The sequence below is a fragment of the Acrocarpospora macrocephala genome, assembly GCF_009687865.1.
In the GTDB taxonomy this organism is placed as follows: domain Bacteria; phylum Actinomycetota; class Actinomycetes; order Streptosporangiales; family Streptosporangiaceae; genus Acrocarpospora; species Acrocarpospora macrocephala.
In genome coordinates, this window is record NZ_BLAE01000030.1 from 101,874 (window position 1) to 116,443 (window position 14,570).

The following is a 14,570-nucleotide window of genomic DNA, read 5'->3' on the forward strand; positions in this document are numbered from 1 at the left end:
AAGAAATGAACATTCTGGATCCTAGCAAGATGATTTAGGATCCAGATCTGACGTCTGACCCCCAAGGAGCCGGAGCATGGAGATCATCGGAAACGCCGTCCTCATCGTGGTCGACATCCAGGGCGGCGGGGTGCCCGAGGCGGAGTCCCGCACCGAGATCCCGCACATGGGCGGCCGGTCCGAACGTGTCGCGCGGGTCGAGAACCTGATCGGCGACTGCCGCGCCAAGGGTGTCCCCGTCGTCTTCATCCAGGAGGTCCACAAGCCGTCACTGGTCGACATCGGGCGCGAGCTGGACGGCGTGGAGGGGCCACACTGCGTCGAGGGCTGGCCGGAGACCGAGCTGGCGCCGCACATCCGGCCGCGGCCCGAGGAGTTCCTGATCCGCAAGCGCCGCTACTCGGCGTTCTTCGGCACCGAGCTGGAGATCGTGCTCAAAGCGTACCGCGCCCAGACCGTGCTGCTGATCGGCGGGTTGACCGACGTCTGCATCCACTACACGGCGGTGGACGCGCACCAGCACGACTACCACGTCAAGGTGCTGACCGACTGCGTGGGCGGCTCCTCGCAGCGCGCCCACGACGCCGCCCTGGAGGCCGTCCGGTACCTCCAGCGCGACGCGCTGGTGACCAGCGAGGAGGTGACGGCGTGGCTCGACGCCCGTGAACCGGTTGCGGAACTCTAAGGGGCAGGAGGCCGGGCACGCAGGCCGTGCCCCGGCTCGGCCGCCAGCACGCCCAGCCCGGCCACCGCCAGGGCGGCGGCGGCCACGAACGCCGACCACTCCCCCCACCAGCCGGACAGCACGCCCCCGAGGAACGATCCCCCGGCCAGGCCGACGGCGATGTACGCGTTGAAGAAGCCGAGCCCGGTGGCACGCAGGCTCGACGGCAGCCGCTCTGTGGCGATCATGGTGAGGGACGGGAACAGCGGGGCGAACCCGGCGCCGAGCACCACCGCACCCACGGCCGCCATCGCGAACGACCCCGCCGCCGCGACCACCAGCAGACCCGCGGCCACGCAGCTCAGCGCCAGCGCCGCCGACCGCCGGGCGCCGATCCGGTCCGGCAGCCCGCCGACCGCCAGCCGGGCCAGCACCACCGAGGCCGCGAAGACGGTGAACACGCTCGCCCCGCCGAACACGCCGTCCGGCCGGATCCCCCGGGACTCCAGGTGCAGCACCAGGTAGGTGAGCAGCACGCCCTCGGTCGCCCAGACCAGGCCCGCGACCACCCCGGCCCGCGTCACCGACCGCACCGCGACCCGCCAGCCGGGCGCGCCCGGTACGCCGTCGGTGGGACCCGCCGCGCCACCGGCCAGGTTCTCCCCCGTCACCACCGCGGTCTCCTCCGGCGGGAACCCGTCCGCCCGGTGGCGGACGACCAGGGCGGCGGCCACGGAACCCAGCTGCAGCGCCCCGCAGACCAGCCACACCGCGCCGAACCCGGCGAGATGGAAGGTGTTCTCGCCGACCACGGGGCCGAGGGCGAGCCCGATCCACACGCCGAGGCCGAACACCCCCAGCGCCTGCCCGCGCCGCTCGGGGGCGACGATCGCGAGCACCCAGGCCATCAGCGCCGTCGCGATCACCGAACCGCCGGCGCCGAAGAGCACCCGGCCCGCGGCCACGCCGGGGACGGTGGCCGACACGAGCAGGAACAGCACGCCGGCGGAGCCGAGCAGGCCGCTGGCCACCGAGACCACGCGGTAGCCGTACCGGTCGGCCAGCACGCCGGCGAACGGCTGGACCACGAGCGACGCGATCGGGGAGAGCCCCACCAGCGATCCGACCAGGGCGGGTCCGCCGCCGAGCACCTCCACCACGTAGCGTGGCAGCACGGGCGCCGTGGTGCTGTACGCGACGTTGCTGAGCGCGGACGAAACGAAGATCAGCCAGAACGCGGGCGTGGCGAAGCGCGGTGCGCCACCCCGCCTCATCCGCGGCGGTCCGGGACCCGATCGGGCTCGTACGCGTTCTCGGAGCCGCGAAGCGCGACGATTGTATCCATGTGTCGATTATCAACACATTTTTGAGATGTTCATCCAATTCTGGCGTGATTCTCCGCATACTGAATCCATGAGTACGACGATCGGATCCAAAGTCGCCCTCGCAGCCCCACATCGCGCGGCCGTCGCCGCCGGGCGGCACGCGGTGGCCGCAGGCGGCAACGCGCTCGACGCCGCCCTCGCCGCCGCCACCGCCCTGACCGTCGTCTACCCGCACCAGTGCGCGCTCGGTGGCGACCTGGTGGCGCTGGTCCGCCGGCCAGGACCGGACGGCCCGGGGACGGCGGCCGGGTCGGCCGCCGGCTCGGGCCCCGGGTCGGCCATCGTCTCGGCCGTCGTGTCGGCCGGAGCCGCGCCCGCCGCCCTCACCCCGGCCGTCCTCCCCGGCCCCGCCATGCCGCGCCAGGGCCCGCACACCGTCACCGTCCCCGGTGTCGTCGCCGGCTGGCAGGCGCTGGCGGGCCTCGGCGCCCGGCTCCCCCTGAGCCATCCGCTCCGGTACGCCCAAGGGCTGGCCGAGCGGGGATCCACCGTCACGGCCGGGCTGCGGCGCGCGCTCGGCAGCCGGGCCGAGGCCGTGCTCGCCGATCCCGGCCTGCGCGCCCTCTTCGCCCCGGACGGCGACCTGCCGGCAACCGGCACACGGTTCACCCAGCCCGCCCTCGCCCGCACGCTCGCGCACCTCGCCGACGACCCGGCGAGCTTCTACCACGGCGAGATCGCCGAACGCCTGGTCGCCGGGCTCCGCGCCGCCGGCGGCCTGCACACCGCGGCCGACTTCGCCGCCCACCACGCGGAGGTCGTCCCCGCACTCGCCACCCGGCTCGGCCAGGACACCTGGTGGGCCGCCCCGCCCCCGACTGCGGGCCCCCTCCTGCTCGGCGTGGCGGCCGCGGCCTCCGGCGACGCCGCCCGACCCGACGCCGCCCGACCCGACGCCGCCCGACCCGACGCCGCCCTGTCCGACGCCGCCCTGTCCGACGCCGCCCTGCTCGACGCCTGCCTGCGGGCCGTCCAGGTACGCGTCCGCCACCTCGGCGACCCGCGCACGGCACCGGTGGACATCCCGGCGATCCTGGCCCTCGACCTCCAGTCCCCGAACGGTCAGTCCCCGGACGCTCCCGGCCCGGCGGCCCCCTGGTCCGAGCCACCCGCCCGAGGGGACACCGTGGCGGTTTCCGCGAGCGACGACTCGGGGCTCTCGGTGGTGCTGATCCAGAGCGTCTTCCAGACCTTCGGCGCGGGCCTGCTCGAACCCGGGACCGGCATCGTCCTGCACAACCGCGGCGCGGCCTTCAGCCTCGACCCGGCCAGCCCGGCCCGGCTGACCCCCGGCTCCCGGCCGCCGCACACGCTCTGCCCGCTGATCGTCGACTCCCCTGCCGGGGTGCTCGCGATCGGCTGCCAGGGCGGGCGCGCCCAGCCGTGGATCCTGGCCCAGATCGCCCCCGTCCTGCTCGCCGACCCGGAACAGGATCCCGCCGATGTGCTCGCCCGGCCGCGCTGGGTCGTCGGCGACGTCGACCTCGGGCACGACCGCACCACCCTGGTCGCCGAACCCGGCCTCGCCGCCGTACTCGCCGCGGCGCGATCCAGGGACCTGCCGGTCGACGAACGCGCCGGCCCGGAAGACATCGCCGGGCACGTCCAGCTCACCCGCCGCCGGGTGGCGCCCGACGGCACGACCCGGCTCGACGCCGCGAGCGACCCCCGTGCCGACGGCGCGGGCGAGCTGCTCGGGGAGGACCGCCGATGACGGCCCAGCCGCCGGTGATCGTGGCCGGGCACCTAGTCACGACGGATCCCGCCCGGCCGGTCGCGCAGGCCATGGCCGTGGCGATCACCGGGCACGTCCAGCTCACCCGCCGCCTGGTGGCGCCCGACGGGACGACCCGGCTCGACGCCGCGAGCGGCCCCCGTGCCGACGGCGCGGGCGAGCTGCTCGGGGAGGACCGCCGATGACGGCCCAGCCGCCGGTGATCGTGGCCGGGCACCTAGTCACGACGGATCCCCTGTCCCCCGCGGCGTCCTGCGTGCGGGCCTGCTGGATCGCCGTCGGCCGCGGCCCCACCACCCTCCCCGCCGACGAGTTGCGTTCGGTACGCGTGCTCCGCACCTACGTCGGCGGCTGGACCGTCTACCGGGAGTCATGACATGACCACTTCCTCCGACGCGCTCCACCGCTGGCCGGCCCGCGCCCTCGCGGCGGCCATCAGGGAGCGGCGCGTCTCCGCCGTGGAGGTGATGCGCGCCCACCTCGACCGCATCGACCAGCTCAACGATTCACTCAACGCGATCGTCTCGCCGCTGCCACGGGGGACGGCGCTGGCGATGGCCGAAGAGGCGGACCGCGCGGTCGCCCGTGGGGACGAGCTGGGCCCGCTGCACGGGCTGCCCACCGCGGTGAAGGACCTCGTCGACGTGGCCGGCCTGCCGACCGTCCATGGCTCCGCCGTCCACGCGGACGCCCCGCCCGCGGAACACGACAGCGTCCTCGCCGAACGCCTCCGCGGCGCCGGGGCGCTCATCATCGGCAAGACCAACACCCCTGAGATGGGCCTCGGCACCCTGACCTTCAACCCGGTGTTCGGCATCACCCGCAACCCGTGGGACCTCACCCGGCACGCCGGGGGCAGCAGCGGCGGGGCCGCGGCGGCCGTGGCCAGCGGGATGCTGCCGATCGCGGACGGCTCCGACAGCGGCGGCAGCATCCGCTACCCGGCGGCGTTCTGCAACGTGGTCGGCCTGCGCCCGACCCCGGGGGCGGTGCCGAGCGGCCGTCCCGGCAACGCCTGGAGCCCGCACGGGGTGCTCGGCCCGATGGCCCGCGACTCGGCCGACGCGGCCCTGCTGCTGAGCGGGATCGCGGGGCACGACCCCCGGTGGCCGCTGTCGTGGATCCAGGATCCGTACGGCCTGGCCCGGCTGGACGAGCTCGACCTGCGCGGGCTCCGGCTGGCCTGGAGCGCCGACGTCGGCGGTCTGCCGATCGACCCGGAGATCCGCGCCGCGCACGCGCGGGCCCGAGCCGCCCTCGAGTCCGCCGGCGCGGCCGTCGTGGACCGCGAACCGGACTTCTCCCACGCCGACCGGGCCTGGGAGACGATCGAGATGTTCGAGTTCTTCTCCTACGGCCACGAGCGGGTCGACGCGCTGTCCGAGGCCGGGAACTACCGCGAGGACTTCCTGCGCAACGTGGAGCAGGGCCGCGCGACCAGCGCGCGCGCTCTCGCCGAGGCGTTCGCCCGCCGTACCGACCTGTTCCGGGACACCGCCCGCCTGCTGGCGGACGTGGACGCGCTGGTGCTGCCCGCGACCCCGGTGCCCCCTCCCCCCGCGGAGCTGGAGTGGGTGCCCGAGATCGACGGGGTGCGCTTCGACCGCTACTTCCGCTGGCAGCTGGTCGCGAACCGGATCACGGCGACCGGCCATCCCGCCCTCGTCACCCCGGGCGGCTTCACCGAGGGAGGGCTGCCCGTGGGCCTCCAGGTGGTCGGCCCGTCGCGCGGCGACGCCCGGCTCCTGGCGATGGGCGCGGCTATCGAGACGGCGCTCGGCCTCGTCGGCAGGGCGCCGGCCGCTATTCCCGGCTGAACCCGCGAAGTCAGCCGCCGAACAGCGCCCGCCGGGGATTGTCCACGGTGAACTTGCGGATCAGGCCGGGGTCGAGGCCGCGTGCCACGGCCAGCGGGAAGAAGTCGGTGAACAGGAAGGCGTAGCCGGGGCCGCCCTTGATGTGCAGGTGCGAGCGGGCGCAGACGTCCTGGGAGAGGAGGATCCGGTCCTCGTGTCCGGCGTCGACCAGCTGGAGCAGGTAGGAGATGCGCCGCTCCAGCTCCGGCATGACCAGGTGCCCGCCGATCCGGCAGGTCATCAGGCAGTCGTACTGGACGAAGACGCCCCGGCGGGCGAGTTCGAGCGAATAGCGGATGTGCTTGACCGTGTCGGCGTGCCCGATGACGATCCGCTCCGGCGGCACGCCCTCCTCGGTCAGGATGTCGAGCTGGGCCAGGCCGACGGGGTGGGTCGGCGCGTGCGTGCTGATCATGACGCCGGTCTCCCGCGCGGCCCGGCCCGCGGCGCGGAAGGAGCGCTCCTCGGCCGTGGTGACGTAGGCGTGGTCGGCGGCGATCTCGCCCAGGAAGCCCGCGCGCACCCCGGTGCCCGGGATCTCGTCGACGAGGTCGCGGATCAGGAAGTCCGCGAGCCGGTTGGTCGGGGTGCTCTCGAACCACTGTCTGTGCAGGTAGCTGTCGTGGTAGTGGCCGGTGCCGAGCACCACGGTGAGCCCGACGGTCTCGGCCATCGCCTTGGTGGCCAGCACGTTGGCGGGCGACCGCGAGCCGGTGACCGGGTCCTGGTGCGGGCTGATCGCCGGGCCGTCCTCCTCGCCCCAGAAGAGCGGCGCGGCGAGTTCGCTCAGCTCGCCGTTGGTGACGTCGAGGATGGTGGTCCCGCCGGCGTCGGCGTATCGGCGCAGTTCGGCTTCCTGCTCCTCCCAGACGTTGAGCAGGCCGTCCCTGGGGGCGGTCCGCAGCATGTTGATGAAGACGTGCTCGTGCGGCAGGGTCACGCCGAGTTCGGCGGGGGCGATCGGCCCCGTCACGCTGTTGACGCTGGTGAGCGCAGCCATGCGATACCTCCGGTCGGGCTGAGAATGGGGTGGCGCGGGGGCTTGGCTGCCAAAGAGTCCGAATTATGGATTCCCAATCGCCAACTTGGGATCCAATAATAGAGGTTCCGTCCACTTTCGGAGGAGTGCTGTGACCGATTCGACCCCAGAGCAGCGGGCGGCCGAGCTCGGGCTCGCCATCCCCGACTACGCCGACCCGCCGTACGGCCGGCGCTACGGCAACGTGAAGGCGTTCCACCGGTCCGGGCGCCTGGTCCTGCTCGGCGGGATCACCGCGGAGTCACGGGACGGCGAACGCCTCCATCCGGGCGTGCTCGGCGCCGACCTGACCGTCGAGCAGGGCTACGCCGCCGCCCGGCAGGCGGCCGTCAACTGCCTCGGCATGGTCAGGTACGCCATCGGCTCCCTGGACGAGGTGACCGCCATCCCCCGGGTCCAGGTGTTCGTCGCCGCCGTGCCGGAGTTCGAGGAGCACCACCTGGTCGCGGCCGGCATGTCCGATCTGTTCCTGGAGGTGTTCGGCCCCGAGATCGGCACGACCGCCCGTGCCACCATGGGCGTGACCGGCCTCTCCCGGCGCAACTCCGTCGAACTGTGGCCGACCTTCGAGAGCCGGGACGCGGTGTGACGAGGCCGAGCTGTAACACGGCCGATACGCACGCCCAGTAGCTTCGGATCCGACATCCATGTTTTTGGATCCCCAATCATCGTGACTCGCGAAGGAGAACGCGTAGTGACCCCACCCCGCAAGCGATCACACGCGACGCCCGGCGGGTCGCGGTGAGCACCACGACCGGCGAACTCGCTCCCCCGGAGCGTGCCGCCCCGGCAGACCGGCACGAACCGGGGCGTAACCGCGCGGAGGCCCGCTGGCTGCTCTGGCCGCCGCTGGCCTTCTTCGTGGTCGCCCTCGGGGTGCCGCTGGCCGCCCTGGTCATCCGGGCCCTCGACAACGAGACCGGGGACAACAGCTTCGCCGCCGCCCTGACGATGCCCGTCTTCCTGGACTCGCTGGCCCGGACCGTGGTGATGGCGCTCGTCGTCACCGCGCTGACCGTCCTGCTCGGCACCGTCTACGCGACCGCCGTCGCCGTCTCACCGGGCTGGCTGAAGTTTCTGCTCGTCGCGGCGCTGCTGCTCTCGCTGTGGACCTCGATCATGGTCAGGACCTTCGGCTGGATGCTGCTCGAACTGCCGCGCGGCGCGATCTTCTGGCTCGGCGACCTGCTCGGGCTGATGGACGAGCCGCTCGGGGTCTACCAGACGGCCCTCGCCATGTATCCCGCGATGGTCGCGGTGATGCTGCCGTTCGCCGTGCTCCCCATCGCCTCCGCCCTCGCCGCCATCGACCGCGAGCAGCTCAACGCCGCCGCGGTCTTCGGCTCAGGACCGCTGCTCACCTTCCGCGCCGTGATCCGCCCCGCCATCACCCCCGCGATGATCAGCGGCGGCGTCCTCGTCTTCGTCATGGCGCTCGGCTTCTACGTCACCCCGCTGCTGCTCGGCGGCCCTACCAACATGACCGTCTCGGGCATCATCTCCGGCCAGCTGCGCACCGCCGGCCGCCCCGACCTCGGCGCCGCGATGAGCATCCTGCTGGTCGGCGGCACCATCGCGATCTACCTGGTCGCCGACCGCCTGTTCAAGGTCAGCGAGAAGTGGGGCTGACCCGATGACCGACCGTTCGCTGCTCCGCGCCATCGGCTGGTACCGGGCGCCTGTCATCGCCGTCGGGCTGCTGGCGAGCCTGCTGTTCTTCGTCCCGTTCCTGGTGGTCGTCGCCACCTCGTGGACGTCCGGCTCGTTCATCCTCTTCCCGCCGACCGGGTTCTCCCTCCAGTGGTACGAGACGGTGCTCACCGACCGCCAGTGGCTGAACTCGTTCTGGCTGTCGATCGTGGTGGCGGTGATCGCCACGGCGGCCGCCGTGGTGCTCGGCACCCTCGGCGCGCTCGGCCTCACCCGGGTCCGCTCCCGCGCGCTCCAGCGGTGGGTGCGCACCCTGTTCATCGCGCCGATCGCGCTGCCCCCCATCGCGTACGCGGTCGGGCTCTGGTCGGTCGACCGGCAGCTGCCGTTCCTCGACGACACCCTGGTCAGCCTGGTGCTCGGGGAGACCCTGCTCGCGGTGCCGTACGTGTTCGCGCTGGTGTCGAGCGCGCTCGCGGGCGGCGATCCGTCGCTGCGGCCGGCGGCGAGCACCCTCGGCGCGTCCTGGCCCATGATCCTCTGGCGGATCGAGCTGCCGCCGCTGCTGCCCAGCATCCTCGGCGGCACCCTGTTCGCCTTCACCGTCGTGTTCGACGAGGTCGTCCTCTCCGTGCTGCTCCTGCCCCCGGGCACCCAGACCCTGCCCCTGAAGATGTTCACGGCCTCCCAGGAGGCGTTCTCCCCCGAGCTCACCGCGGCCTCGACGATGGTCTCGCTGCTGGCCATCGTCGTCCTCGGCGGCGCCCAGCTCGTCTCCAACCGGCGCAACCGAGCCGCACGGCTCCGGCGAAAGGCATCGGCATGACCGTCGCGCTCTCCGTCCAGGACGTTCACGTCACCCTCGGCCAGAACCACGTGCTCAAAGGCGTCAGCCTCGACGCCCGGCCCGGCGAGTTCGTCACCCTGCTCGGCGCGAGCGGCAGCGGCAAGTCGACGCTGCTCAACGTCATCGCCGGCCTGCAGGGCATCGACCGGGGCCACGTCGCGTTCGACGGGACCAACGTGGAGAAACGCCCGCCGCGCAAACGCGGCGTCGGAGTCGTCTTCCAGTCCTACGCGCTCTTCCCGCACATGACGGTCGGCGAGAACGTCGCCTTCCCGCTGCGCGCCGCCCGCCGCCCCGCCGCGGAACGGGCCAGGGTCGCCCGCGAGATGCTCGAACTGGTCCAGCTCGGCGAGCTGATCGACCGGCGGCCCGCCCAGCTCTCGGGCGGCCAGCGGCAGCGCGTCGCGCTGGCCCGCGCCCTCGCCGCCAGCCCCGGCATCCTCCTGCTCGACGAGCCGATGGCCGCGCTCGACAAGCAGCTCCGCGAGCAGATGCAGGTGGAGGTGACCCGCATCCAGCGGCAGGTGGGCATCACCACGGTCTCGGTCACCCACGACCAGGCCGAGGCGATGACCATGTCGGACCGGGTGGCCGTGATGCGGGACGGCCGTTTCGTCCAGATCGACACGCCGGAGAACATCTACCGCAAACCGGCCACCGAGTACGTCGCCCGCTTCGTCGGCGAGGCCAACCTGTTCCCCGCGCGCGGCGGCGAGCTACTCCCGGACGGCGTCACCGACGGCCGCACCGGCACCGCCGTCATCCGCCCCGAAGACCTGCGGGTCCTGACCGGCACGGAACCGGCCGGCGCGTGGTCGGTCTCCGGGGTGGTACGGCTGCTCAGCTTCCAGGGCTCGCGGTTCCGGCTCGAGGTCGAAAGCGACACCGGCCGGCGCGTCGTGTGCTCGCTGCCCCCGCAGACGGACGCCGCCACCCTCCTGGACGGCACCCGGGTCCGGCTCGGCTGCGCCCACCCCGACCGGGTGCACGTCATCGCCGCGACGGCGGACGACGCGCAGGAACTGGTCGTCGCGTGATCGAGACAGTGCTCGGGCCCGTTCCCGCCGAAGCGCTCGGCCCGGTCGACATGCACGAGCATCTGCTCCTGGACGCGAGCGGCCTGCGCCGGGACGGGGTGGCCGAGCCGGCGCCGGTGCACGCGGACGTACGCCCGGAGGTGCTCGGCTACCTGCGCTGGAACGCGCTCGCCCTGGCCGACAACCTGCGGCTGGACTGCGCGGACACCGCGGTCGAGGAGCTCGTCCTGGCCCGCGCCGCCGGTGTCGGCACCGTCGTCGAGGCCACCAGCGTCGGCCTGGGACCCGGGCACGACCGCCTGCCGGAGCTCGCCCGCCGCTCGGGGGTCCACGTCGTGGCCGCGTACGGGATCTACCTGTCCTCGGTGCTGCCCGGATGGGCCGCGGCGCTCGACGAGACCGCGCTCGAGGAACACCTGACCGGCGCCCTGGAGGACCACGTCCCGGGCACCGGCTACCGCGCGGGCCTCCTCGGCATCATGGGCACCACCGGCACCGTCACCGGCGTCGAACGCGCCCGGCTCCGCGCCGCGGCCCGGGCGGCGGCCAGGACCGGCGCCGCCGTCACCGTCCGGCTCGACCCGGTCAGCCGATCCGGAGTCGACGTCGTCGAACTCCTCACCGGGCAGGGGACGGCGGCGGACAAGGTGCTCTTCACCAACTGCGACGAGTTCCTGGACGCGCCGTACCTCGCCGAGCTGTCCGCCGCCGGAGCGACACTCGAAATGTGCTTCGGCACCGAATTCCAGCACCTCGGCCGGCTGGAGAATCCATCGGACCGGGAACGGCTGGACTTCCTCGTGCGCTTCCTCGACGCGTACCCGGCGTCCCGGTGGGTGATCGGCGGATCCACCTGGACCAAGATCCAGCTCACCCGCTACGGCGGCGGCGGGCTGGCCCATCCGCTCGGCCGGATGGTGCCCGAACTCGCCCGCCGCGGCGTCCCGGCGGAGACGATCGCCGCCATGACGGTACGGGAGCCCGCCCGGCTGCTCGACCGATCCTGACTAGGACAGCGGGAGGCGGAGCACGAAGCGGGCGCCGTGTGCGGGCGCCGCTTCGACGTGGAGGGTGCCGTGGTGGGCGTGGGCGATGTCCCGGGAGATGGCCAGGCCGAGGCCGGAACCGCCTTGGTTGCGGCTGCGGGCCGTGTCCAGGCGGGCGAAGCGCTCGAAGATATGGTCGCGTTCGGCCTCCGGCACCCCTGGGCCGTCGTCGGTGACGGTGAGTTCGGCCCGGTCGCCGGCGCGCTGGACGGCCACGGTGACGCCGCTGGCGGCGTGGCGGTGGGCGTTGTCGAGCAGGTTGTGCAGCAGGCGGACGATCTGGATGGGTACGGCGTCGACCATCACCCCATCCCGCAGGTCCAGCCGGGTGGGATGGCCGTCGCCGGTGCGGCGGGCGGTCTCGGTCTCGGCCAGCCGGGCCAGGTCGATGCGCTCCAGCGCGCTGGCCGGCATGACCCCGATCTTGGCCAGCAGGAGCAGGTCGGTGACGAGGGCCTGCAACCGGTCCACATCCCCCAGCGCGTGCACGAGCAGCTCGCCCAGGTCAGTCTCGCCGGGATGGAGCTGGGCTTCCTCCAGCTGGGCGCGTAGCCCGGCCAGGGGGGTGCGCAGTTCGTGGGAGGCGTCGGTGGTGAAGCGCCGCTGGCTCTCCAGCGACTGCTTCAACGACTCGGCGGCGCGTTCCAGCTCCAGCGACATCGTGTGCTCGCGGGTGTAGCGGCGGGCGTTGTCCATGCACACCGCCGCGCGGCTGACCAGTTCGGCGGCCAAGGTCACGTCGTCGTCCTCGAACGCGCCGGTGTGCTGGGCGCGGTAGAAGCTGACCACCCCGAGGGTGACGCCGCGGGCCTGCATCGGCACCGCGAGGAGCGAGTGCACGCCCTGCCCGCACACCTTCTGGCCGCGCTCGGGATCCTGTGCCATCCAGCCGAACACGGTTTCCAGCGCCGGTTCGAGCACCGGCTGCCCGGTGGCCAGGCAGCGCGCGTGCGGGGTGGACGGCAGCGGGTGGATGAGCGCGCCGATCCCGTACAGGTAGGACCCCGGCCGGACGGCGGCCAGGGCGATGCGGAACAGCCCGGCGCCCTGGGCGGACGGCTCGCGGCCGCGCAGCACCCAGGCGGGCACGTCGACGGCGGCGTAGTCGGCGAACCGCGGGACCGCGATCTCGGTGAGTTCCTCGGCGGTCCTGGTCACCTCCAGGGTGGTGCCGATCCGCGCCCCGGCCTCGCACAGCAGGCCGAGCCGTTCCCGTGCCTGCAAGGCCAGCCGCCCGATGCCCGGCTCGCTCACGGCCAGCAGCCACCCCTCGGTAGCGGCCAGGGGGGCGCAGACGGTGGGAGTGGCTGCTTTCAGCACGGCAGCGGGTGCCGACCGGCCGATCAGCGCCGACGACCCGGCTCTGGGCTCGCCGGACGCCACGTGCCCGGCCGGGCTGCCGTCGATGACGGCCTCCACGGCGATGCCGCTCGCCCCGGCGAGATCGTCGACGGAACGGCTGCGCAGCGTGGCGGCCCGGCCCCCCGACAGCTGCACCATCGCCACGCCCACATGGCCGATGGAGATCAACTCCGTGGCCTTCTCCAGCAGGCGCAGCCGATCGTGCGTGGGCAGCAGGTCGACGGGTACGACACCCGCCCGATGCGTGGCGTCGAGGAACGCCCGCAGCAGCGCACGCTCCCGTTCGGACGTCTGTTCGAACAGGCGTCGTTCGATGCGGACCGCCGCCTCCGTGACCAGGCCGAGCATCGCCGGGTCGGCGTCCCGGTCCAGGCACGTCAGATCCAGTACGCCCATGATGCGGCCGCTGATCGGGTCGCGAATGGGGGCACCGGCGCACGCCAGCAGCCGCAGGGATTCCGCGAAATGCTCCCGCCCCCGGATGAGGGCCGGACGACGCTCGACCAGCGCGGTGCCGGTGCCGTTGGTGCCGATGATCTGCTCGGAGCACCCGAAGCCGGGCAGGGCCGGGAGGTCGTCGAGCAATCTGAGGATTTCCGGTTCCCCGGCGCGGCGCTGCAGGATCCTCGCCTTCTCGTCGAAGAGGAGCGCGCTGACCTTGACGCCGGAGAGCTGGGATTCGAGCTGATCGAGCACGGGCCGGGCGGCGCGGACGAGCCTGCCGTCCATGTCGACGTCCCGGTGGTACACGTAGGGCGCGCGCTCAGGGGAAAGGCCCAGGCTCCGGCACCGCTGCCATGACGTCAGCACCCGTTTGCGCACGCCACTCTCAACGGTTTCGTCGGCGAAGAAGCGCTCACGAGCAACGGCGATGTCTGCTTCGTCGACAGCCGCCATTGACGGTTTCCCCCTGAGAGTTGCCACCTATACCACTGTGCGCACCCAATTCCAATGCTTCTGCCCAAAACTGTTAAATATTCTGTTGATTTCGACAGCTTGGTCCGGTTGGCCGTCGTATTAAAGTCGCGGGCATGCAGAACTGGAGCCGCGATCAAGACGTTCATGATGTTGTGGGCGCTCACCTGCCCGGCTATCGGATCGGATCGGTGGCGCTCCTCGGCGAGGGGGAGGACAACGTCGCGTACGAGGTCAACGGTGAGTTGATCGTGCGCTTCGCCAAGGAGTCCGATCCGGTGGAGCGGGCCACGCGAGTGACGGATGAGGCGCGCCTCCTCTCGGCCGTGGCTGGGATTTCCCCGCTGCCCGTGCCCGAGCCGAGTTTCACGGTCGCGGAACTAGGCTGCCTGGCCTACTTCAAACTGCCCGGCCTGCCCCTGATCGACGTGCCCGCGGCGCAACGATCGGCCGACGGCATCGCGGGCGCGCTAGGCGAGTTACTCGGCGCGCTGCATCATCTTCCAGCCGAGCGCATGTCTGACCTGGTATCCACTGATGACCAGCCGAAACAGTTATGGCTGAGCGAGGCCGTGGACACTTACTCCGTGGTCGTAGAGAGAATACCGACAGCGCATCGCCCCGTTGTCGAGGCCTTCCTTGACTCGCCGCCACCTGCCGACGAATACGCACAGGTGTTCTCCCACAACGACCTGGGAATCGAACACGTTCTCGTCGACCCCGCCACCTGGACGGTGACCGGCGTCATCGACTGGAGCGACGCCGCGATCGTCGATCCGGCCTATGACTTCGGCCTCCTCTACCGCGACCTCGGCCCAGCGGCCTTACACCAGGCACTGAAGTCCTACCGAAGCGACATCCACGACGTGGACGCGATCAACGCGCGCGCGGTCTTCTACGCCAGGTGCAGCGTCCTGGAGGACATGGCCTACGGGATCGAGACCGGACAGGAGAAGTATCTCGAAAAGAGCCTCACCGCACTGAAGTGGCTGTACCCGGCGTAGTCGGCTCCCGGCCGGGTGCGGCCGGGAGCC

At 72.5% G+C, this 14,570-nt stretch carries 14 protein-coding genes; 11 read left to right on the plus strand and 3 right to left on the minus strand.

Annotation, left to right across the window (positions count from 1 at the left end; translation table 11 throughout):
- Positions 1-76 precede the first annotated feature (76 nt).
- Positions 77-685 carry a cysteine hydrolase family protein gene (locus Amac_RS25470; RefSeq protein WP_155356913.1) on the plus strand — a complete coding sequence of 203 codons (609 nt, stop codon included), beginning with the start codon at positions 77-79 and terminating at the stop codon, positions 683-685.
- Here the strand turns inward: Amac_RS25470 and Amac_RS25475 are convergent.
- The gene (locus Amac_RS25475) at positions 682-1,938 is read right to left on the minus strand and encodes an MFS transporter (protein WP_155356914.1); all 1,257 of its coding nucleotides are present in this window, start codon (positions 1,936-1,938) and stop codon (positions 682-684) included. The genes Amac_RS25470 and Amac_RS25475 overlap by 4 nt on opposite strands.
- A 139-nt stretch (positions 1,939-2,077) precedes the next feature.
- Between Amac_RS25475 and Amac_RS25480 the strand changes: the two genes are divergently transcribed.
- The 4 genes from Amac_RS25480 to Amac_RS25495 are packed head-to-tail and all read left to right on the plus strand — an operon-like array spanning position 2,078 to position 5,601.
- Entirely contained in the window at positions 2,078-3,763 is a 1,686-nt protein-coding gene (locus Amac_RS25480) for a gamma-glutamyltransferase (RefSeq protein ID WP_155356915.1), read from the plus strand.
- Positions 3,760-3,969: a hypothetical protein gene (locus Amac_RS25485; RefSeq protein WP_155356916.1), complete on the plus strand. Its 210-nt coding sequence runs from the start codon at positions 3,760-3,762 to the stop codon at positions 3,967-3,969. Before Amac_RS25480 ends, Amac_RS25485 begins: the two co-directional genes overlap by 4 nt.
- Positions 3,966-4,160 carry a hypothetical protein gene (locus tag Amac_RS25490; protein ID WP_155356917.1) on the plus strand — a complete coding sequence of 65 codons (195 nt, stop codon included), beginning with the start codon at positions 3,966-3,968 and terminating at the stop codon, positions 4,158-4,160. The genes Amac_RS25485 and Amac_RS25490 overlap by 4 nt, the downstream gene beginning before the upstream one ends.
- Before the next feature lies 1 nt (position 4,161).
- Complete coding sequence (locus Amac_RS25495; protein WP_155356918.1) at positions 4,162-5,601, plus strand: amidase; 1,440 nt, start codon at positions 4,162-4,164, stop codon at positions 5,599-5,601.
- Positions 5,602-5,611: 10 nt separating this feature from the next.
- Here the strand turns inward: Amac_RS25495 and Amac_RS25500 are convergent, their stop codons facing one another.
- Complete coding sequence (locus Amac_RS25500; protein WP_155356919.1) at positions 5,612-6,640, minus strand: phosphotriesterase family protein; 1,029 nt, start codon at positions 6,638-6,640, stop codon at positions 5,612-5,614.
- Between the two features lie 130 nt (positions 6,641-6,770).
- On the opposite strand from Amac_RS25500, the gene Amac_RS25505 reads away from it, so the two are divergent.
- The 5 genes from Amac_RS25505 to Amac_RS25525 all read left to right on the plus strand — a co-directional run bounded on the left by Amac_RS25505 (position 6,771) and on the right by Amac_RS25525 (position 11,220).
- Entirely contained in the window at positions 6,771-7,268 is a 498-nt protein-coding gene (locus Amac_RS25505; protein WP_170322638.1) for a RidA family protein, read from the plus strand.
- Positions 7,269-7,420: 152 nt separating this feature from the next.
- Positions 7,421-8,308, plus strand: coding sequence for an ABC transporter permease (locus Amac_RS25510; protein ID WP_155356921.1), 888 nt, complete (start codon positions 7,421-7,423; stop codon positions 8,306-8,308).
- A 4-nt stretch (positions 8,309-8,312) separates the two neighbouring features.
- Complete coding sequence (locus Amac_RS25515; RefSeq protein ID WP_155356922.1) at positions 8,313-9,155, plus strand: ABC transporter permease; 843 nt, start codon at positions 8,313-8,315, stop codon at positions 9,153-9,155.
- Positions 9,152-10,213 (plus strand): ABC transporter ATP-binding protein, encoded by a 1,062-nt coding sequence (locus Amac_RS25520; RefSeq protein WP_155356923.1) that lies wholly within the window; start codon positions 9,152-9,154, stop codon positions 10,211-10,213. Before Amac_RS25515 ends, Amac_RS25520 begins: the two co-directional genes overlap by 4 nt.
- A complete protein-coding gene (locus tag Amac_RS25525; RefSeq protein WP_155356924.1) occupies positions 10,210-11,220 on the plus strand; it encodes a phosphotriesterase family protein in 1,011 nt (336 codons plus the stop codon). Before Amac_RS25520 ends, Amac_RS25525 begins: the two co-directional genes overlap by 4 nt.
- On the opposite strand, the gene Amac_RS25530 is transcribed toward Amac_RS25525, so the two are convergent.
- Positions 11,221-13,518, minus strand: a complete 2,298-nt coding sequence (locus Amac_RS25530) for an ATP-binding protein (RefSeq protein WP_155356925.1) — start codon at positions 13,516-13,518, stop codon at positions 11,221-11,223.
- A gap of 209 nt (positions 13,519-13,727) precedes the next feature.
- Between Amac_RS25530 and Amac_RS25535 the strand changes: the two genes are divergently transcribed.
- Positions 13,728-14,540, plus strand: a complete 813-nt coding sequence (locus Amac_RS25535) for a phosphotransferase family protein (protein ID WP_218041276.1) — start codon at positions 13,728-13,730, stop codon at positions 14,538-14,540.
- Positions 14,541-14,570: the final 30 nt, after the last annotated feature.